This is a genomic window from Streptomyces kanamyceticus, from assembly GCF_008704495.1.
Lineage (GTDB): Bacteria > Actinomycetota > Actinomycetes > Streptomycetales > Streptomycetaceae > Streptomyces > Streptomyces kanamyceticus.
Genome location: NZ_CP023699.1, coordinates 9271800 through 9292572, shown reverse-complemented (window position 1 = coordinate 9292572; position 20773 = coordinate 9271800). Strand labels below are relative to the sequence as shown.

At 71.8% G+C, this 20773-nt stretch carries 16 protein-coding genes; 10 read left to right on the top strand and 6 right to left on the bottom strand.

Annotated features, from left to right (window positions below; all coding sequences use genetic code 11):
• Positions 1 to 20 precede the first annotated feature (20 nt).
• The 5 genes from CP970_RS40220 to CP970_RS40200 form a co-directional block, all read right to left on the bottom strand.
• Positions 21 to 1019 (bottom strand): asparagine synthetase A, encoded by a 999-nt coding sequence (locus tag CP970_RS40220; protein ID WP_079043240.1) that lies wholly within the window; start codon positions 1017 to 1019, stop codon positions 21 to 23.
• 225 nt (positions 1020 to 1244) lie between these two features.
• A complete protein-coding gene (locus CP970_RS40215) occupies positions 1245 to 3038 on the bottom strand; it encodes a non-ribosomal peptide synthetase (protein ID WP_150494591.1) in 1794 nt (597 codons plus the stop codon).
• Positions 3039 to 3341: 303 nt separating this feature from the next.
• Complete coding sequence (locus CP970_RS40210; RefSeq protein WP_150494589.1) at positions 3342 to 4355, bottom strand: TauD/TfdA family dioxygenase; 1014 nt, start codon at positions 4353 to 4355, stop codon at positions 3342 to 3344.
• Positions 4352 to 5119, bottom strand: coding sequence for a thioesterase II family protein (locus CP970_RS40205; RefSeq protein WP_055555366.1), 768 nt, complete (start codon positions 5117 to 5119; stop codon positions 4352 to 4354). The genes CP970_RS40210 and CP970_RS40205 overlap by 4 nt, the downstream gene beginning before the upstream one ends.
• Before the next feature lie 2 nt (positions 5120 to 5121).
• Positions 5122 to 5340, bottom strand: coding sequence for an MbtH family protein (locus CP970_RS40200; protein WP_055555363.1), 219 nt, complete (start codon positions 5338 to 5340; stop codon positions 5122 to 5124).
• A 351-nt stretch (positions 5341 to 5691) separates the two neighbouring features.
• Between CP970_RS40200 and CP970_RS40195 the strand changes: the two genes are divergently transcribed.
• Genes CP970_RS40195 through CP970_RS40185 form a run of 3 tightly spaced genes read left to right on the top strand, consistent with a single transcriptional unit; the run spans position 5692 to position 9770 of the window.
• Positions 5692 to 8307 carry a non-ribosomal peptide synthetase gene (locus tag CP970_RS40195; protein WP_055555361.1) on the top strand — a complete coding sequence of 872 codons (2616 nt, stop codon included), beginning with the start codon at positions 5692 to 5694 and terminating at the stop codon, positions 8305 to 8307.
• Positions 8304 to 8681 (top strand): nuclear transport factor 2 family protein, encoded by a 378-nt coding sequence (locus tag CP970_RS40190; protein WP_055555359.1) that lies wholly within the window; start codon positions 8304 to 8306, stop codon positions 8679 to 8681. The genes CP970_RS40195 and CP970_RS40190 overlap by 4 nt, the downstream gene beginning before the upstream one ends.
• A 12-nt stretch (positions 8682 to 8693) precedes the next feature.
• A complete protein-coding gene (locus tag CP970_RS40185; protein ID WP_055555357.1) occupies positions 8694 to 9770 on the top strand; it encodes a branched-chain amino acid aminotransferase in 1077 nt (358 codons plus the stop codon).
• A 51-nt stretch (positions 9771 to 9821) separates the two neighbouring features.
• On the opposite strand, the gene CP970_RS40180 is transcribed toward CP970_RS40185, so the two are convergent.
• Complete coding sequence (locus CP970_RS40180; RefSeq protein WP_079043990.1) at positions 9822 to 12056, bottom strand: penicillin acylase family protein; 2235 nt, start codon at positions 12054 to 12056, stop codon at positions 9822 to 9824.
• Positions 12057 to 12396: 340 nt separating this feature from the next.
• On the opposite strand from CP970_RS40180, the gene CP970_RS40175 reads away from it, so the two are divergent.
• From CP970_RS40175 to CP970_RS40145, 7 genes are read left to right on the top strand one after another with little or no spacing between them, the layout of a single operon-like run.
• On the top strand, positions 12397 to 13821 hold the full coding sequence (locus CP970_RS40175; RefSeq protein WP_055555354.1) for an MFS transporter: 1425 nt from the start codon (positions 12397 to 12399) through the stop codon (positions 13819 to 13821).
• Positions 13822 to 13852: 31 nt separating this feature from the next.
• Positions 13853 to 15430, top strand: coding sequence for an FGGY family carbohydrate kinase (locus tag CP970_RS40170; RefSeq protein WP_055555352.1), 1578 nt, complete (start codon positions 13853 to 13855; stop codon positions 15428 to 15430).
• A gap of 4 nt (positions 15431 to 15434) precedes the next feature.
• The gene (locus tag CP970_RS40165) at positions 15435 to 17108 is read left to right on the top strand and encodes a glycerol-3-phosphate dehydrogenase/oxidase (RefSeq protein ID WP_055555350.1); all 1674 of its coding nucleotides are present in this window, start codon (positions 15435 to 15437) and stop codon (positions 17106 to 17108) included.
• Positions 17105 to 18658, top strand: a complete 1554-nt coding sequence (locus tag CP970_RS40160) for an FAD-binding oxidoreductase (RefSeq protein WP_055555347.1) — start codon at positions 17105 to 17107, stop codon at positions 18656 to 18658. Before CP970_RS40165 ends, CP970_RS40160 begins: the two co-directional genes overlap by 4 nt.
• Before the next feature lie 12 nt (positions 18659 to 18670).
• Positions 18671 to 19330 (top strand): glycerol-3-phosphate responsive antiterminator, encoded by a 660-nt coding sequence (locus CP970_RS40155; RefSeq protein WP_055555345.1) that lies wholly within the window; start codon positions 18671 to 18673, stop codon positions 19328 to 19330.
• Between the two features lie 4 nt (positions 19331 to 19334).
• The gene (locus tag CP970_RS40150) at positions 19335 to 19637 is read left to right on the top strand and encodes a putative quinol monooxygenase (protein ID WP_055555343.1); all 303 of its coding nucleotides are present in this window, start codon (positions 19335 to 19337) and stop codon (positions 19635 to 19637) included.
• Positions 19634 to 20773, top strand: a complete 1140-nt coding sequence (locus CP970_RS40145; protein ID WP_055555340.1) for a zinc-binding dehydrogenase — start codon at positions 19634 to 19636, stop codon at positions 20771 to 20773. Before CP970_RS40150 ends, CP970_RS40145 begins: the two co-directional genes overlap by 4 nt.

Here is a 20773-nt window from a genome sequence, read left to right as displayed (position 1 = left end):
TTCAGGGGGCGGCGGACGGATCAGGGGGAGTAGACGCCCGGGAGCTTGGGGTACGCGCACGCCTCCCAGATGTGCTCGACACCGGTGATGTACCGGGTGAGGCGTTCGAGGCCGATGCCGAAGCCCGCACTGTCGGGGATCCCGTCCCTGACCATGTCGAGGTACCAGGCGTACTTCGACGCGTTCTCGCCGGTCTCACGCATGCGCGTCACGATCCGGGCGTACTCGAATTCGCGCTCACCGCCGCTGGCGAGCTCCCCGTAGCCCTCCGGGGCCAGCAGGTCGAAGTTGCGCAGGACGCCGGGCAGTTCGCGGCTCTCGCGGTCGTAGAACCCGCGCGATCCCTTGGGGTAGTCGGTGACGAAGAAGGGGCGGGTGGCCTTCCTGGAGATGCGCGCCTCGCCCTCCCAGTCGATCTCCGCGTGCGGGTCCCCGCCGACCTCACTGACGGCGTCGGCGTGCGAGATCAGATCGAAGGGACGCCGCAGCAGATCGCCGAAGAGGTCGGTGTCGCGCCCGAGGCGCTCCAGTTCCTTCGGCATGGACTCGATGGCCTCGCGCACGGCGCAGACCACGATCTCCTGCGCGACCCGCATGATCTGCTCGCGGGAGTAACCGGCCGCCTCAACGTCGATCTGGTTGAACTCGGCGAGATGGCGGCTGGTGCCCGCGGTCTCCAGCGGTTCGAGCCGGACGTTGGGCGCGATGCAGAAGATCTTGTCGAAGGCGAGCAGCGATGCCTGCTTGTAGAGGATCGCGCTGGTCATGAGCTTGTACCGGCGGCCGTAGTAGTCGATGTCGACCTGCTTGGCGCCGCGGGCCCCCGGGTCGGTCACGGGCCCGATGATGGGCACCCTGATCTCCACGAATCCCTCCGCGTCGAGGTGCCTTCGTATCGCCATGAGCACCTTGTGCTGAATTCGCAGCACGTCGCGGGTCGTCTCGGAGGTGAGGTGTTTGTGCGGGGTGTCGGGAAGGCGCTCGGGACGGGGCATCTCAGCTGCTGGGGGCTGCTGCATGTCGGGATCCTCTTTTCTCCGGGAATTCGGTTCTGTTGGTTCCCCAAGGACTTCCGGACGGACTGCTCTCGTATCTCTTGAAGGTAATCTCTTCCGCGTGGCGCGTGCGGCAGCTAAGAGCGGCAGCTTTGGGCGGCAACGCGCTTATGCGGAAAGGACGGTGGGGCTATTCGGTGGCTTTGCTTCAACGTCTCAGGCGTTCTGCCGGCGCTCTTCAGGAGTTCTTCAGGCGTTCTTCAGGCGGGCCGCTTCGCGCGCCAGGTCGCGCAGTGCCGGGTACTGGTAGACCAATTTGGTCGGAATGACCACGCCGAGGCGCCGTTTGAGGTTCGCCACGACGCGCAGCGCCATCAGGGAGTGGCCGCCCATGGCGAAGAAGTCGTCCGTGGCCAGGATCCGGTCCCTGCCGAGGACTTCCTGCCACGCCTCGGCCACCGTCACCTCGAACTCGCCCTCGGGCAGCGCGCCGTCCTTCGTCCCCTCGTCGGCCGCGGGTGCGGGCAGCGCGGAGCGGTCGACCTTGCCTCCCACGCCGTAGGGCAGTTCCGCGAGCGCGGTCAGCGAGGGGACCAGGTGGGCGGGCAGCCTGGCCGCGAGCCAGGCGCGCAGCCCCGGCAGGTCCAAGTCGGCGCCAGCGCGCGCGACCACATATCCGGCGAGGGCCGCGCCCGTGGCGTCCTGGCGTACGGCGACCACGCCCGCGCCGACGTCCGGATGGTCCGTCAGGGCCGCCTCGATCTCGCCCGGTTCGACGCGGAAGCCGTTCACCTTCACCTGCCGGTCGGCGCGGCCGAGGTAGTGGAGCGTCCCGTCCGCCCTGCGCCGCACCCGGTCGCCGGTGCGGTACATGCGGCTGCCCGCGGGTCCGAACGGCGAGGCGACGAAGCGTTCGGCGGTCAGTGCGGCGCGGCGCCAGTAGCCCTGGGCGAGACCGGCGCCGGTCAGATACAGCTCGCCCTCGGCGCTCGGCGCGAGGGCGTCGTCGAGCACGTGCGCGCCGACGCCGGGCAGGGGCGCGCCGATGTGGGCGCTGTCCCCGCTGACCCACGCCGCCGTGGAGTCGACGGTGCACTCGGTGGGTCCGTACAGGTTCACGGCGCTTACGACCCCGCGTGCGGCGAGGTCCGCCAGGTCCGCCCACATGGCGGGCGGCACCGGTTCGCCGCCCAGGAGCAGCCGCAGCGGACGGTCGGGCAGGGTTTCCGCGGCCGCCACCACCTGGTCGCGCAGCGCAATCCAGTGGGAGGGGGTCGCGTCCAGGTCGGTGGTGCCGTGCCGGGCCAAGTGGGCGGCCAGCGCGTCGGGTTCGGCGCGCAGTTCGTCCGCGAGGAGGACGAGGGTGTCGCCCCGGCACACCCGGATCCACTGCTGCACGGACGCGTCGAAGGACACGCTGGCGTTCCACGCGACCCGTCCGGGGGTGTCCGGGCAGATGCCGCCGCGCTCCAGCGAACTCACCAGATGGGCGACGCCGCCACGGGTCACGGTGACGCCCTTGGGACGGCCCGTGGAGCCCGATGTGTAGATCACGTACGCGGGTGTGCCGGGCGACACCCGGGCCTCCGGCGTCGGGAAGAGCGCGGTGGCGTCGGGCGCCAGGACCTGCACGCCGTCGGCCCAGGTGTGACCGCCCGGCTCCGCGACCACCACCGGGACGCCCGCGTCCCGCGCCATGTGGTCGAGCCGCTCCCCCGGGTACGCCGGATCGAGCGGGACGTACGCCGCGCCCGCCCGCCAGACGGCGAGCAGCGCGACGACGAGAGCGGGCCCGCGCCGCAGGCTGACGCCGACGACGGCACCGGGGCGCACCCCCGCGCCGGTCAGCGCGGCCGCCAACGCCCTTGCCCGAGCGTCGAGTTGGGAGAACGTGAGGCGCTCCCCCGTGGGGGTGACGACGGCGGTGCGACCGGGGTGCGCGGTGACCGCGGCCCGGAAGCGGGACAGCGGGTCGGCCTGGATGACGGCCCGGTCCCGCTCGGCGGGCGCGACCTCGGTCGGACCGGTGGAACTCGCGTGCATCACAGGCTCCTTCGTCTGAACAGGACGTCCGGAATGAGCGGAAGACGACTGGACGGAAAGGGGTGGCGGCCGGTCCATCGGCGCGGACCACGGGGGCCGGGTCCACTCGGCCCGAACCGCACAGGCCGTGGCCGCTCGGCACGGGCCACAAAGGCCAGACCTCCGGCACGGGCCACAGAGGCCAGACCTCCGGCTCGGACCGGAGAAGCCGGGCTCCGGGCCCGGACCAGCACCGGGCGACTCGGCCCGGACCGGAGCCGTCCCACCCGGCAAGGCTCAGACCAGCCAGGCCCCCGGCCTGACTCAGCTCACGGCCGCCGCCCGCCCCGCCTCCCCCCTCGGCCCCACCGGATCGCAGTCCGCCACCGCCACCGGCTCGCCCATCGCGACGACGATCTTGCGGTCACCCCGGAAGGGGTCGCGGCCGTGTGCGGCGAGGACGTTGTCGACCAGGAGCAGGTCGCCGGGCCGCCAGGCCCGCCGCACCGTCGCGCGCTCGTACGCGGCGTCGAGGACGGCGACCTCGTCGGGGGTCAGCCGCGTCCCGTCGCCGAGCGCCGTGGTGAAGGGCAGTCCGTCCGCGCCGAACTCGCCGACCAGGACGTCGCGGATGTCGGGGTCGAGGGCCCACTCGCTCCAGAAGGCCACGTGGTTGAACCACACCTCCTCGCCGGTGCGCGGGTGCCGGATCAGTGCCGCGCGCAGCTGACGGGTGCGCAGGGTGTCGTCCGCGCCCCACTCCCAGCTGATCCGGTTCTCGCCGCAGTAGCGCTCCACGTCCGCGCGGGACTCGGTAGCGAAGGCGGTGCGCCAGTCCAGCGAGATGTGTTCGGCGTAGTTGCGGGTCAGCTCCCATCCGTACGTGCGGAACCGCTCCACCAGCTCGGGCGGCAGCTCGGCGAGGACCCGTCGTACGTCCGCGACGGGCGTGGCACCGCCCTGTTCCGGCGCGACGAGGCAGCAGAAGAGGAGCAGTCCGGGAAAGGTGAGGGTGTAGCTGTTCTCGTTGTGCATCCGGATGGACTGCGACGGCGGCAGGTCCGTGGACGAGAACACGTCGTCGCCGAAGTCACTGCGGGGAGTGGCCTTCTCCTGGTACTTGGCACGCCGCGCGAACAGCGCGTCGCGCAGCCGCGCGAAGTCCCCGGCACCGGCGATCGGCAGACCGCGCACATAGAGCGCGCCGTACCGGCCGAGCGCCTCGCGCAGCTCGGTGTGGTGCGCACTCACCCAGGCGTGTGCCTCGTCGAGGGTGGTCACGTCCTCGACCACGGTCGTCGCCGGTGTGCCGGGCTCCTCGGTCCAGTGGAGCGTCATCGGAGTTCCTTTCGCGGCGCGAAGTGCTCGGGCAGGTCCTTCCACAGCGGCTTCGTGTAGAAGTGGCCGCCGGGCAGCGCGTCCACGCGCAGCTCGCCGTGGGCCACCCGTGCCCACTGCTCGGCGACGGCGGGTTCGATCACCGCGTCGTCCTCGCCGTACAGGACCTGCACGGGCAGCGAGACGGCGGCGCCCCGCGCGGGCCGGTAGGAGTCGCGTACGACGATGTCGGCGCGCATCAGCTCGATCGCCATCTCGCTGAGGTCGGGGTCCTCCAGCACGTACGGCGGCAGCAGACCGATCTCCCCCATCCAGTCCAGGAGCCGGGCGTCGGCGTCCTCGATGCGGGGGAAGCGGTCCCGTTCGGTGACGCCCCGGTCCGGGGCGTTGCAGGAGGAGACGATCAGCTGTACGGGGGCGTGCTCGCCGCGCGCTTCGAGCCGGGCGGCGACGTCGAAGGCCATCCAGCCGCCCATGCTGTGCCCGAACAGCGTGTACGGGAGCCCGCCCGCGGCCCGCAGCACCGACTCCACGGCGTCCGCGGCGAGTTCGTCCCAGCTGGTGGCGTACTCCTCGGCGAACCGGCCCTCGCGGCCCGGATAGCAGACCAGGGCGAGTTCGGTGTCGTCGGCGAGCAGCCCGGGCCAGTCCCGGTAGGGCCCCGTCCCTCCCCCGCAGAAGCCGAGGCAGACGAGCCGGTGCCCCGCGGCGGGTTTGGGCTCCGGCCGTACGACCGACGCGTCCTGCAGCACCTGGTCATTCATGGCTACGAGGCCACCTCGTCCATCTCGCGACGCAGGCCCGCGGGGCGCATGTCGGTCCAGGTCCGCTCGATGTACGCGAGGCACTCGGCGCGACTGTCCGCGCCGTGCGCGGTGCGCCAGCCCGCGGGCACCTCGATCGTGGCGGGCCACAGGGAGTGCTGCTCCTCGTCGTTGACGAGGACCAGATACTGGCCCTCTTCGTTTTCGAAGGGATTCGCCATGGGCTCTGTCCTTCTCTCTCGTGAGAGCTGTGGCCGCTCGGTCGCGTCGAGCGTACAAAGGGGCACGCGTTCGGCCCGGCAGTTCTCCGGGCAGGTGCCGGGCAGTTTCCGCGGCAAAGCCCGTCCTTCGCCGTTCCGTCGCGCCGTGTCACGGAAACTGCCGGTGGACCTGCCGACCATGCGGATCGCCCGAGACTACGGTTTGTCAGAGGCTTTTCCTTCCCCTGGAACCCGCATGGAACCCGCACTCCGGAATTGACCATTCGGCCGTCGCCGGTGTCACCGGAAAAGCCCGTTCCACGAAAGCAACGCACGTTCCTGGATTCCGCGAACCCGAGAGGCGAGTGACCGGTGATTCCGCTTTCGTTCGCACAGTCACGGCTGTGGCCGCTCCGGCGGTCCGGCGGGCCGGACGGCGCCCACCACCTCTCGCTCGGCGTCCGGTTGCGCGGCCCTCTGGACACCGGCGCCCTGCGCGAGGCGGTGCGCGATGTGGTGGGGCGGCACGAGGCGCTGCGCACGGTCTACACGGAGCGGGCGGGGCAGCCGTGCCAGCGGGTGCTCGACGTGCGCGAGGCGGTCGTGCCGTGGTCCGTCGCCGCGAGCACGCCCGACGCGCTGGCCGCCGACGTGGCCCGCGCCGCCGGGCGAGCCTTCGACCTCGGTCACGCGATCCCGCTGCGCGCCGAACTCTTCGAAGTCGCCGCCGATGACCACCTGTTGCTCGTCACCGTGCACGCGCTCGCGGCCGACGGCTGGTCCCTGGCACCGTTGGTGCGCGACCTGGCGACCGCGTACGACGCCCGGTGCCGGGCCACCGCCCCCACCTGGTCGTCGCCGCCTCTCCCGTACGCCGAACACATAGCGGGCGAGCGCGAGCGCCTCCGCGCGTCCGACGAGCCGAGCGGGCTCGCCGCCCGACAACTCGCCTACTGGCACAAGGTGTTGGAGGACCTGCCGAGACAGCCCACGCTGCCGCAGGCCCGACCGCGCCGCGCCCCCGCCGAGCACCCACTTCGGTACGACGTGGTGCCCGCGGACCTCGAACGGGCCCTGCACGAGCGCCTCCTGACGTTCGCGCGGGAGCAGCGGACCACGGTGTTCACCCTGCTGCAGGCCGCTCTCGCGGCCCTGCTGACCCGGCTCGGCGCGGGCACGGACATTCCGCTGGGGACGCTCACGAGCGTGCCCGATCTGGTGGGGCGCTTCGCCGACACCGTCGTACTGCGCACCGACGTGTCGGGGAACCCCTGTTTCCGGGAGCTGGTGAACCGGGCCCGTACGACGGGACAGGAGGCACACGACCACGCCGACCTCCCCTTCGACCACGTGGTCGCGGGGCTCGCCGCCGAAGGGGCACTCCCGGACACCGCCGACGCCGCCCTCTTCCAGGTCATGCTGGTGCGGGCCCCCGGCGCGCCCGGGGTGCGGTTCACCGGCCTCGACGCGGAGGTCTGGGTCTCGGACGGTGTCGTGGACGCCGTCCCGCACGGCCGGGACGGCGCGGGGCACGACCTCACCGTGGAGTTCGCCGAGCGCCACGACGGGGAGGGGCGACCCGCCGGGATCCGCGTGCTCCTGAAGTACGCGACGGACGTCCTGGACCGCGCGGTGGTGGAGCGGATGGCCGAGCGCCTCCTCCGGCTCCTGGACGCGGCGCTCGCCCAACCTGACGTACCCGTCGGGGAGTTGGCGGTCCTCTCGGAACACGAGCGCGGGACCCTCCTCGACCGGTGGAACGAGCACCCCGGCCACACGCCCGACAGTGAGACCTGCGTCCATGAGCACGTCGAGCGCCGGGCGGCGGCCACCCCGGACGCACCGGCCCTCCTCTTCGAGGAGCAGCGGGTGTCGTACGCGGAACTGGACGCCCGCGCCAACCGGCTTGCGCGGCACCTGGTGGACCGGGGCGTCGTCCGCGGCAGCGTGGTCGCGGTCCATCTGCCGCGCGGTGTGGAACTCGTCGTCGCGGTCCTCGCGACGCTCAAGGCCGGTGGCGTGTACACCATGCTCGACCCCGACCTCCCCGAGGAACGCGTCACCGGCATCCTCGGCCGCACCGGCGCCTCCTGCGTCATCACCTCCGGTGAGCTGGCGGGGCGGCTCGGGTCGGGACACACCGAGATCGACCTGGACCGGGAGGCGGCCGCCGTCGCCGAGCACTCCCCCGAAGGCCTGGGGCGCGTCGCGGGCCCCGAGGACCCGGCCTGCGTGATGTTCACGTCCGGCTCCACGGGCCTGCCCAAGGGCATCGTCTCGCCGCACCGCTCGGTGGTGGGCACCCTGATCGGGCAGCGGTACGTCGACTTCGGCGCGGGCCGCGTCTGGCTGCAGTGCGCGCCGGTCTCCTGGGACGCGTTCGCCCTCGAGCTGTTCGGACCGCTGATGTCCGGGGCCGTCTGTGTGCTGCAGCCGGGGCAGCGCCCGGAGGCCGACGCCATCGTCGACCTGGTGGCCCGGCACGGCGTCGACACGATGCACGTGTCCGCGAGCCTGCTGAACCTCCTGATCGACGAGTACCCGCGGGTCTTCACCGGGCTGCGGCAGGTGATGACGGGCGGCGAGGCCGCGTCCGTCCCGCACGTCATGCGCCTCACCCGCGACTTCCCAGGACTCCGCCTGGTCAACGGCTACTCCCCCGCGGAGAGCATGATCTTCACGGTCACGCACCGCATCACCGCGGCGGACGGCGCCCACGGCACCATCCCGGTCGGCGGCGCCGTCCCGGGCAAACGCCTGTACGTCCTCGACGACCGGCTGCACCCCGTCGCCCCCGGCGTCGTCGGCGAGCTCTACATGGCGGGGATCGGCCTCGCCCACGGCTACACGGGCCAGCCGGGACTGACCGCGGCGCGGTTCGTGGCCTGCCCGTTCGGCGCCCCGGGCGAACGCATGTACCGCACCGGTGACCTGGTGCGGTGGCGTACGCAGTCCACCACCCCCACCCCCAGGAGGCAGCCGCAATGACCCCAGAAACGGCGACGCGAGCGTCCCGCACCCGCCAGGTGATGAGGTTCTACGCCCTGGTCGACGCGGGCGACGCCCCGGCCATGGCCGCGCTCTTCGCACCCGACGCCGTCTACCGGCGCCCCGGCTACGGCCCCCGGATCGGCCCGGCGGGACTGCTGCACTTCTACACGAAGGAACGGACGATCCGCGAGGGCGGTCACGTCATCGAGCGGGTCGTGGAGAGCGGTGCAGACGTGGCCGTCTTCGGGGAGTTCCACGGCGTGCTGCACGACGGCAGCCCCGTCGACCTGGAGTTCGCCGACTACTTCGGCTTCGGCCACGACGGCCTGTTCACCCGCCGGGACACCTACTTCTTCGCCCCCCTCGCCTGAAGGAGCTCACCCATGACCTCTGTCACCGAGCCGAGCCGCACCAAGGCCGTGGCCGACCCCGGACACGGTGAGGCGTTCACCGACCACATGATCCTCATGGACTGGTCGGAGACCGGCGGCTGGACGCGGCCCGAGGTCGCGCCCCTGGAGGACTTCTCCGTCCACCCCGGCATGATCGGACTGCACTACGGCCAGGTCGCGTTCGAGGGGCTCAAGGCCCACCGCCGCACCGACGGATCCGTGGCCGCCTTCCGCCCCCGGGACCACGCGCGGCGCTTCCAGCGCTCCACCCGCCGCCTCGCCATGCCGGAGCTGCCCGAGCAGGCGTTCGTCGACGCCATCGGCCTCCTGCTCGGCCTGGACCAGGACAGCCTCTCGGACGATCCGGCCCACAGCATCTATCTGCGCCCGCTGATGTTCGCCACCGACGTGTCGCTGATGCTGCGGCCCTCGCGTACGTACCGCTTCGCTCTGATGGCCTTCGTCGCCGGTGGCTTCTTCGGCGACGACGTGGAGACGGTCAACGTCTGGATCAGCCACGAGCACGCGCGGGCCTTCCCCGGCGGCACCGGTGACGTCAAGATCGCGGGCAATTACGCGCCCACCTTCCTGGCGCAGCGTCAGGCCGAGGCGGCGGGCTGCCAGCAGGCGATCTGGCTCGACGCCGAGGAGCACCGCTACATCGAGGAGATGGGCGGGATGAACATGTTCCTCGTCCGGGGCAGCGGGCCCGGGGCCGAGGTGGTCACTCCCGAACTCACCGGCACCCTCCTGCCCGGCGTCACCCGGGACACCGTCCTGAAGCTCGCGGAGCGCCTCGGCTATCTGCCGCGCACCGAACGCGTCTCCCTCGACCAGTGGCGCGCCGAGTGCGCGGACGGCACCGTCTCCGAGGTCTTCGCCTGCGGTACGGCGGCCGTGGTCACCCCCGTGGTCGGCGTGCGCGACACGGTGGGCGGCGACTGGACCATCGGCGACGGCGGCGCGGGCCCGGTCTCCCTCGCCCTGCGCCGAGCCCTGGTGGACCTGCACCACGGTGAACTCGCCGACCCCGAGGGCTGGTTGCACGTCTGCCGCCCGGCGCGCTGACCTCCGCTCGGCGCGCGGGGCGGCTCCGGCCGCCCCGGGCGCTGCCTCCGGTCACGTGCCGGGCCGGTACCTCCGCTCGACGTGCCCCGCGAGGTCCTCGGGGTAGAAGTAGACGGGGCGCAGATCACCTTGCGCGTAGCGCTCCGCCTGATCGTCGAAGTGCGGTGATTCGGGGTGCCCGCTGCCGCCTCCCGCCGTCACCGCCCAGGCACGCAGCCGCGGGCCGAACTCCACCACCGCCACGAAGCTGTTGCCGCTGGTGCCGTAGAAGCGCTTGGTCCCCGGGTAGCGCTTCGCTCCGAACGAAGCGAGCGAGCCCCAGCGCGCCGAGGTGAAGGGCACGGGGATGCTCGGCTTCGCGTCGCTGAACTCCTGGACGATCGAGCCGTCGTTGCGCTGGTAGCGGTTGATGTCGCCCCACGGCACCCGCCAGCCGCCGAAGTCCTGCTCCAGCCGCTCCACCGCTTTTTGGAGCGCCCCGAGGCGCTGCGTGTTGGAGGCGCGCTCCGCCATGTAGTCCCACACCGACATGCCCGATTCCGTGGCCGCCTCGACGGTCAGCGCCCACAGCTCCTCACCCCAGAACACGGCAAGGGACGTGGCGGTGGACCGCTCGGCCCAGCGGCGGTTCCAGTCGCGCAGCAGGGCGACGGGACCGGCAAGACGTTCCTTCTGCCCGCTGCCCGCGGGCAGCCGCTCCCACGCGGCGACGAGCCCCGGCACCAGGCGTGCGAAGGCGGTGAGGTAGGGATCGAAGGCGGCCGCGATCAGGCGTCGCGGGGTGAAGTCGTCGCGCGCGGAGAGGACCCGAACCGCCTGCGGTCCGCGCGGGTTCTCCCCGACCCGGTCGAAGTAGCGCGGGTAGTCGTCCGCGTCGGGGCTGTCCGCTCCCGCGGCGGTCCAGGGCCAGTTGTTCGTGTTGAACGCCCAGCCGTTCCTCGGGTTCACCGCCTGCGGCATGCTGTCGAGGCTGTGCAGGCCGCGCCAGTCGGTCGCCGGATCGCTGCCGTCGACGGGCCTGCGGTAGTCGAAGCTGTCGTCGCGCACCGGCATGAACTGCGGCATCAGGAAGGCGATCTCGCCCTTCGAGTCCGCGAAGAGCGTGTTGTTCGAGCTGTTGGCCTTGAGGTTCGCGACCCGGCGGTAGCCCGCGTAGTCCCGCGTCTTGGTGCGCAGGAAGCTCTGCTTGAGGGCGTCGAGGGGCTTGTTCATCAGCGCGCACGCGATCCACTTGCCGTCCGCCTCGCGAACGATCGGGCCGTGGTGCGTGGCGAAGGTGGTGAAGCCGCGCTCCTCCTGCCCGCCGTCGGCGGTGCGACAGGACAACGTGATCTTCTTCGTCGTCACGGGGCGCAGCACGTCGCCGTAGCGGTAGTGGCGGCTGCCGTCCGCCCGGGTCACGATCCGCTCGGCGAATTCGTCGACGTTGTCGACGCCGCTCGTCGTGTGCATCCAGCCGGTGTCCGCGTTGAAGCCCTGGTAGATGAAGAACTGGCCCCAGGTGGCGGCGCCGTAGGCGTTGAGTCCTTCGTCGCTGGTGACGTGCTGCTCGGACCGGAAGAAGAAGCTGGTGTGCGGGTTGATCAGCAGCAGCGCACGGCCGTCCCTGGTGCGGCTCGGCGCGATCGCCATGCCGTTGGACCCCGTGGGTTCGCGTATCAGCAGCCCCCGTTCCGCGTCGGTCATCGGCACCGTGCGCTTGCCGTAGAAGGCTTCGAGCTGGCTGAGCGGCACCGATTCGATGTCGCCGCCGATGCTGCCCTCCGAGAAGCTCAGCGGCATCCACGGCTCGAACCGCCGGATCACTCGCGGACGCACCTCGGGATGGGTCGCGAGGTAGTGGTTCAGCCCGTCGGCCCAGGCGCGCATCAACGCGCGCAGCCAGCCGGGGGACTTGGCGTAGGTCTTCTTCAGGGATGCGGGGTCCAGGAACAGCCGCTGGCGCAGGTCCTGCCAGATCGCGCTCTCGCCCTCCGCCTCGGAGAGCCGTCCGAGGGCGACCAGGTAGTTGCGTTCGATCCGGTCGAAGTCGTCCTCGGCCTGGGCGTACATCATCCCGAAGACGGCGTCGGCGTCGCTCTCGCCCCGCACGTGCGGCACGCCCCAGTCGTCGCGGGTGATCGTCACGCGCGCCGCGTGTCTGTGCCGGCGGGCCGCGTCGGGTGGCGACTGCCGCGGTGCCGCGCTCGCGGCGCCCGCGGGCAGACCTGCCGCGACAGCGGCAAGCCCGGCAGCTCCTCCCAGGACGCGGCGCCGACTCACATCCGTGTGCTGCGTGTGGCTCATACGTCGCTCCACCCTCCGTCGGGACCCGTTGATCACCCGCACGGACAGTGCTATCCAGCGGGCCGCGGAATGACAAGGCCCCGGACCGGGCGGCGAAGGCCCGAACGGCTCGGCACGGGCGCCCCGCCATGTCACATGCGAGTCACCTGCCGGAAACCCTTGACGTTTCTCCACACACGTTCTTAACCTCTGCATGTAGTTAGCACCTTGTGGTTCACGTGCTGCGGCGCTTTCCGCAGTGTTTTGACAGGCACAGACATAGACCACCTGTCGGTGGTCTCGTCATGCCTGTTTCCGTGCTCCCCGTGCCACCGATGGGTCCTCCTCAAAAGGCGGATTCATGGCACAACGTCCGAGCGTCAAAGGCGTCGCCGACGTCGTTGCGCTCATCGATGGGCTGGGCAAGATCACCGGCCGGGCGCAGGTCATCTGGTTCCTCGTGTTCGGCGGGCTGTTTCTCGACGCCTACTCGAACGCCGCGCTGAGCGCGGGTCTCGGGCCGATGACGGCCCAGATGGAGCTCACCAGCACCCAGGTCTCCATCCTCACGGCCACCGCTCCGGCCCTGGCGATCATCTTCAATCCGGTCGGCGGCTGGCTCGCCACCCGGTTCGGCCGTGTTCCCCCGCTGCTCATCGCCAAGGTGTTCGCCATCGCGGGCGCCCTGCTCGCCGCCTTCGCCGGTGATTTCACCGTCGTCTGGCTCGGCCGGGTCCTGGTGGGTGTCGCGTACGGGATCGACTTCGCCGTCGCCATGGCCCTGCTCGCCGAGTACACGCCCGCCAAGCTGGGCGGGCGCCTCAACCTGTGGCAGGCCGTCTGGTACGTCGCGACCACCAGCAACCTCGCGCTCGCCCTGCTCTTCTTCAACCTGGACGTCGGCTCGGACATCTGGCGCTGGTCGGTCGGCTCCGCCGCGATCGTCGCCCTCGCGCTGCTGATCGGTCAGTGGCTGATGCTGCGGGAGAGCCCTGCCTGGCTGGCGAGCAAGGGGCGCCTCGACGAGGCCGTCGTCAACCTGGACAGGATCTACGGCCTCAAGGCCGTCGCCGGGAAACCCGACGAGGCGACCCGCGCCGCCACCGAGGCACCCGCCATCGGTTTCCGTCAGGCCGGACTGCTCTTCAAGGGCGAGTATCTGCCGCGCACGGTGCTCTCCTCGGTCATCTCGCTCGGGCAGTCGATGCAGTACTTCGCGGTCGGCTGGTACCTCCCGCTGATCAGCCTGACGATCTTCGGCGAGAGCTTCGAGAAGGCCACGATCGGCTCGATGGTCTTCAACGCCTTCGGCATCGCGGGCGGACTCCTCTCGGCCTACTTCGGCCGCCGCCTGGGACTGCGGCTCAGCTCCGCCGCCGGTTTCGCCGGGGTCTTCGTGGCGCTGATCGCGATGGGAGTGACCTTCGAGAGAGTGCCCACGGCCGTGGCGTTCCTGCTGCCGGTGCTGTTCATCCTCTGCCACTCCGCGGGCCCCGGCGCCAACGGCAAGTCCATCGCCGCGCTCTCGTACAGCAGCGACGTCCGTGCGCTCGGCACGGGTGTCACCGGGATGGTCGGCAGCTTCGGCAGTGTCATCGGGCTGTACGTGTTCCCGCAGATCAAGGACTCCCTGGGACTCGCCGACACCTTCCTTGTGCTCTCCGTCGTGCCGCTGCTCGGCCTGATCACCTGCCTGGCGATCAAGTGGGATCCGACGAAGGCCGCCTCACCCGACGAGGTCGCGGCACAGGACAGGGTCGCCGCAGGGACCCCGACGGGCTCGTGAAAGGGCCGTACGGGCTCATGAAAGGGCTGTCATGACACAGACGTTCCCCGGCGCCGCCCGACGGCGCGGTGTGCTGTCCATCGACGAGGGCACCACGGGCACCCGTGCCGGAGTGGTCCTCGACTCCGGTGCCGCGCACGAGGTGTTCTACCGGTCGATCAAGGTCGGCCACCCGGACGACCTCTCGGTCGAGCAGGACCCGATGGAGATCTGGACGGCCACCGTCGAGGTGGCGCGCCGGGCCGTCGGCCGGGCGCACGAGGAAGGCATCGAGATCACCGCGGTGGCGCTCGCCACCCAGCGGGCGACCGCGATGCTGTGGGACCGGGTGACCGGGCGGCCGTTGCTGCCCGCCGTGGTGTGGCAGGACCGGCGCCACGCGGCCGAGCTCACCGCGTACGCGACGGAGTGGGACGCCGCCCTGCTGGCCCGCCAGGGCCGTCCCGTCGGCGCCCGCGCCCCCTTCCTCTGGGCCGCCCGGCAGATCGCCACGCACCCGGAGGTGGCCGCCGCGCACCACGAGGGCCGACTGCTCTTCGGCACCGTCGACACCTGGCTGATGTGGCGGCTCACCGGCGGCGCCGTGCACGCCACGACGCCGACGAACGCCGCCTCCACCGGCGGCTATCTCCTTGAGCGGCACGCCTGGGACGAGGAGTGGATCGACCACCTCGGCTTCCCCCTCGACCTGCTGCCCGAGCTCCGCTCCGACGACGCCGGATTCGGCACCACCGACCCGGCCGTCCTCGGCATCGCCGTCCCACTGGCCGCCTCCATGGGCGACCAGCACGCCGCGCTCGTCGCGCTCGGCGGCCTCGCCGCCGGGCAGGGCATGTGCGTGTACGGGACCGGCGCCTTCGTCGACGCGGCGACCGGCACCACACCCGCCCTGCCCCGCCCCGACATCTCCGGAGTGCTCGCCCAGCCGGGGCGGCGGCAGGGCGACGTCAGCCACTACAGCCTGGAGGCGTACACCTCCACGGTGGGTTCGGCGCTGCACTGGCTCTGCGACGGACTGGGCCTGTTCGCCTCGCCCAAGGAGCTCGGTGAGGAGGCCGCTCTCGCCCCCGCCCGGCCGGGCCGCACCCCGCGCTTCGTCCCCGCGCTCGCCGGGGTCCGTACGCCTGTCTGGCATCCGGAGGCCACCGCGGCCCTCACCGGGCTCACCCTCGCCACCACCCGCGCCGATCTCGCCCGCGCCGTGCTCGACGGGATCGCGCACTCGGTGTGCGACCTGATCGACGGGGTCGCCGACACCATGGGCACGCCGTTCACCCGGCTCCGGGTCGGCGGCGGCGTCTCCGGCAGCGACCCGCTCCTGCAGATCCAGGCCGACCTGACGGGGCTGCCCCTTGAGCGCGTCGCCGACTCCGCCACCGCGAGCCTGCGGGGCACCGCGTATCTCGCCGGTGTCGCCCAGGGCCTGTGGTCCTCGCTCGAAGAGGTCGTCGAGGCACAGCCGCTCGGCCGGATCTTCGAGCCCGCGATCGCGGCGGCCGAGCGCACCGCGCAGCGGTCGGCCTGGCGCGACGTCCTGATCGCCCACCTCGGCGACCCGGCGCTGCTCCCCCTGAACGACCCCGAACCGCACACCCCCACCAGGAGTTGATGTTGTGATCACCATGCCCGCCAGGAAGCCGCGGCGCAGCGCCGCGGCGGCCCGCCGAACGCCCCTGTTGCTCGACCGGAAGGCACTCAAGCGGCAGTTGGCCGACGACACCTTCGACGTGCTCGTCATAGGCGGTGGCATCACCGGGGCGTACGCCGTGCTCGACGCGGCCTCGCGCGGGCTGCGCGCGGCGCTGGTCGAGAAGGACGACTTCGCCTCCGGTACGTCGTCGAAGTCCTCGAAGATGGTGCACGGTGGCCTGCGCTACATCGAGCAGGGCAACGTCAACCTCGTCCGCCACTCGCTCCTGGAACGGCACAGGTTCCGCAAGAACGCCCCGCACCTGGTGCACCGGCTGCCGTTCCTCTTCCCGATCCTGGAGAAGGAGGGCGTTTTCGACGCCCGCCTCGCCAAGGGTTTCGAGGGTCTGCTGTGGACGTACGACCTGGTAGGCGGCTGGCGGATCGGCAAGCTGCACCAGCGGCTCACCGTTCCCGAGGTGCTCGCGCAGGCGCCGACGCTGCGCGCGGAGAACCTCAAGGGCGGGCTGATGTACTTCGACGCCCGCACCGATGACGCCCGCCTCGTCCTGACCATCGTCCGGACGGCGGCCGCGCTCGGCGCGACGGTCCTGAACGGGGCGCGGGCCGAGGGTCTCCTGACGCATCTGGGCAAGGTGGCGGGCGCCCGGGTCTCCGCGGACGGCGACACCTTCGACATCCGTGCGCGGGCGGTCGTCAACGCCACCGGCGTATGGACCGACGAGCTCGACGCGAAGGCGGACGACGGGCACGAGCCGCAGGTCAGGCCCGCCAAGGGCGTCCACATCGTGGTGCCGTGGGACAAGGTGCGGATCAACTGCACGGTCACCGTGCCGATCCCGGGCCGGGCCCGCCGCGCGACCTGCACCCGCTGGGGCAACAGCGTCGTGCTCGGCACCACCGACGAGGACTACCGGGGCTCCCCCGACGACGTGCACTGCACCCGCGAGGAGATGGACTTCCTCCTTGAGGGCGCCAACACCGCCTTCGAGGGGAAGCTCACCCCGGACGACGTGGTCGGTTCCATCGGCGGTCTGCGCCCGCTGGTCGGCGGCAAGGAGGGCGCGACCCTCGACATGCGCCGCGACCACCACATCACCGTCGGCCGCACCGGCATGGTGACGGTGACCGGCGGCAAGCTCACCACCAGCAGGCACATGGGCGAACTCGTCGTCGACAAGGTGATGGCGGTCCTCGGCCGCAAGGGCAAGAGCCGCACCGCGAACCTGCCGCTGCTCGGCGGCGCCGGTTACGACGCCGAGGCCGTCGCGGCCTCCGGCGGGATCGCCGCCCACCTCGGCGAGCGCTTCGGCACCGAGGCCCGCTTCGTCGGTGACCTGATCCAGGACGACCCGGCGCTCGCCGCGCCGATCGTCGCGGGACTCCCGTACACGAAGGCCGAGGTGGTGTACGCGGCCCGCGCCGAGCTGGCCCGCTCGGTCGACGACGTGCTCTCCCGCCGGATGCGCGCCCGGCTCTTCGCCCGGGACGCGTCCGTCGAAGCCGCCGAGGCCGTCGGCGCGATCCTCGGCCAGGAACTGAACCTCCCGGAGGCCGAGGTGGAGCGTTCGGTCTCCGATTACCTCGCAGCCGTCCGGCACGAAAAGTCCGTACTCCTCGAAGGGGCAGCAGCATGATCAGCCGTCAGACCATCACCCACCCGTTCAACCGGGGCAACTACACCATCGGCGCCCCCAGCTTCGCCAAGTGGGCGCGGAACACCCCGATCGGGGACGGCGAGGCCGCCCTCCAGGTGGACCCGGTCGAGGTGCCGGAGAGCGTGGTCGAGGCGCTGCGCGAGGCCGCGCACGCCGTGCACACCGCCCGCGACGAGGTCGTCACGAGCACCCGTGACTGGTGGGCGGGATCGATGATCGGCGAGACCGAGGGCCGTCCCGCGACGCCGGACGCGGTGGTCGTCGAGGCCACCGACGCCGACCAGGTCGCGGCCGTCCTGCGGATCTGCCACCAGGCGGGCATACCCGTCACCCCGTCCGCGGGACGCTCCAACGTGACCGGTGCGGCGCTCCCCGTCTTCGGCGGCGTCGTGCTCGACGTCTGCGGCCTCAACGAGATCACCGGCTTCGACGCCGAGTCGAACATCGTGGACGTCCAGGCGGGCATGTTCGGCGACCTCTTCGAGAAGCAGCTCCAGGAGGAATACGGCGTCACCACAGGCCACTGGCCCTCCGCGTTCGCCGTCTCCACGGTCGGCGGCTGGGTCGCCTGCCGCGGCGCGGGGCAGCTCTCCACCCGGTACGGCAAGATCGAGGACATGGTCGTCGGCGTGGACGTCGTGCACGCGGACGGCACGCGCGCCACCTACGGCGACTACGCCCGCGCCGCGGTCGGCCCCGACCTGCGCCAGCTGTTCGTCGGCTCCGAGGGAACCCTCGGCGTCATCGTCTCGGCGCGGCTGCGGGTCCACCCGCTGCCGGAGTACGCCAAGGCCGTCGCGTACGGCTTCACGACCTTCGCCGAGGGCCTCGACGCCTGCCGCAAGATCATGCAGCGCGGCGCGACCCCGGCCGTCCTGCGGCTCTACGACACGCTGGAGTCGGGCACCCACTTCGGCCACCCCGACACCAACCTCCTGCTCATCGCCGACGAGGGCGACCCTGCCATCGTCGACGCCTCCATCAAGGTGGCGGCCGAGGTCTGCGCGGCGTACGGTCCCGAGCTGGACAGCGAGGCGGTCTTCGCGCGCTGGCTGGACGAGCGGATGCTGGTCGGCAAGTCCGCCGACGGCTTCACGCCAGGGCCCGGCTTCGTGGCCGACACCCTGGAGATGGCGGCGTCCTGGACGGACCTGCCGGTGATCTACGACGAGGTGGTCGCCGCCATCCAGTCGGTGCCCGGCACCCTGGCCGCCTCGGCCCACCAGTCCCACGCGTACACCGACGGAGCCTGCGTCTACTTCTCGCTGCGCGGCGACGTGGCACCCGAGGCGCGCCGCGACTGGTACCGCTCGGTGTGGGACGCGGCGAACGGCGTATTGATCAAGCACGCGGCGGCGCTCAGCCACCACCACGGCTGCGGGCTGCTGCGCGGCCCCTACCTGGAGGAATCCCTCGGCGCCGGCTTCGCGACCTTCGTCGCGGTGAAGAACGCCCTGGACCCGGCCGGGATCCTCAACCCTGGCAAGCTGGGCCTTCCCAGCCGATTCGGTACGTCTCCGCTGAACTGACAGGTCACCGCCATGCCCCCTTCCCCTTCCCGGCCCTGTGCCGCGCTCGACCCCCGGCTCACCGCGGCGTTCGCCGAGGTGCCGGTCGTCGCGTCGGTCGTCGGCCCCCAGCCGCTGCGGCAGTTCCTGACCGCACCGGCCAAGGTCTGCATCCTCGCCTCGTTCGCCGTGGGACAGCTGCCCCAGGTCGTCCCGGCGCTGGGCCGGGCGGGGAAGACCGTGTTCGTGAACGTGGACAGCAGCCCCGGTCTGGCCCAGGACCGGGGCGCGCTCGAGTTCATCAAGAACATGGGCGCGCACGGCGTGGTCAGCACGCGGCTCTCCCTGATCGAGAAGGGCCGCCCGCTCGGCCTGCTGACGATGATGAAGGTGTTCGTCACCGACCGGTCCAACCTGCGCCGCTCCACGGACGCGATCTCGCGCGGGGCGCCGGACCTGGTCGAGATCATGCCCGCCCCGATCGTCGCCCGGATGAGCGCGCAGGCACAGCGCGCGATGTCCCCTTCGGTGGCCGCGGGCTTCGTGGAGACCCCCGCGGACGTCGCGCTCGCCCTGGCCCTCGGGTCGGCCGCGGCCGCCACGTCCGATCCCCGCCTCTGGAGTCTGCGCAGGGACCAGCTGCCGCCGGTCCCGCCCTCCGCTGTGAAGAGGCCCGCCGCACCCGAGGAGTAACCCCATGACCTATGTGGTCGTAGCCCGCTACCGCACCAGAAGCGGAGCGGAGAACACCGTCCTGCCCCTGCTCGACACGGTCGCCGCCGCCTCCCGCCAGGAGCCCGGCAACCTCGCCTACCGGGTCCACCAGGGCACCGAGGACCCGCGCGCGATCGTCCTGTACGAGGAGTACGTCTCCGAGGCGGACTTCACCGCGCACTGCGCGACCCCGCACTTCCAGGAGATCGTGCTCGGCAAGGTCGTCCCGCTCTTGGAGAGCCGCGACGTGCTGCGCTGCGCCCCACGTACGGAGGTGACCGCGTGAAGACCCGCGCGGTGGTGCTGCGCGGGACGTCGACGTCCCGCCCGTACTCCGAGACCCGCCCTGTCGAGGTGGAGGAGCTGGAACTCGGGGCCCCGCGCGAGGGCGAGGTACTGGTACGCGTCGCCGCCGCCTCGCTCTGCCACTCGGACCTCTCGGTGGTCAACGGCGACCGGGTCCGTCCGCTGCCGATGGCGCTTGGCCACGAGGCGGTGGGGGTCGTCCAGGAGACGGGGCCCGGCGTCGGCCGGGTCTCCCCCGGCGACCATGTGGCGCTGGTCTACGTACCGAGCTGCGGCTTCTGCGGCGACTGCGCGGCGGGCCGTCCCGCCCTGTGCGCGAAGGCCGCGGCGGCGAACGGCTCAGGTGCGCTGCTGCACGGCCCGTCGCTCCTGACCGACGCCTCCGGCGCCCCGGTCCTCCACCAGCTGGGCGTCTCGGCATTCTCCGAACACGCGGTGCTCGCCCAGGAATCGGTGGTGCCGATCCCCAAGGACATCCCGTTCACCGTCGCCTCGATGTTCGGCTGCGCGGTCCTTACGGGCGCGGGCGCGGTGATCAACACGGCGGCCCTGCGTCCCGGTCAGTCGACGGTGGTCTACGGCCTGGGCGGCGTGGGCCTCTCCGCGGTCCTCGGCGCCCGCGCGGCGGGGGCGTACCCGATCATCGCGGTCGACCCCGTCCAGGAAAAGCGCGAGCTGGCCCTGCGCCTTGGCGCGACCCATGCGTACGCCCCCGACGACGCGGTCATGGATATCCGCGAACTCACCTCCGGCGGAGCCGAGTTGGCGGTGGAGGCGGTGGGCAGCGCACAGGTGATGGCGGAGTGCCTGACGGCCGTGGCCCGCGGCGGCAAGGTCGTCTCGGTCGGCCTGCCCGCACCCGACCGCGTGCTCCAGGTGCCCGCCCTCGCGTTCGCGGGCGAGGGCAAGTCCCTGCTGGGCTCGTACATGGGCGACGCGGTACCGCGCCGGGACATCCCGAGGTTCCTGGACCTGTGGCGGGCGGGCCTGATGCCGGTGGAACACATGCACAGCGGCACGCTCCCGCTGACGGACATCAACACGGCGCTGGAGGAACTGGCCTCGGGCCGGGCGATCCGTCAGGTCATCGACACGTCGGGCATGCTGAACGTGTGA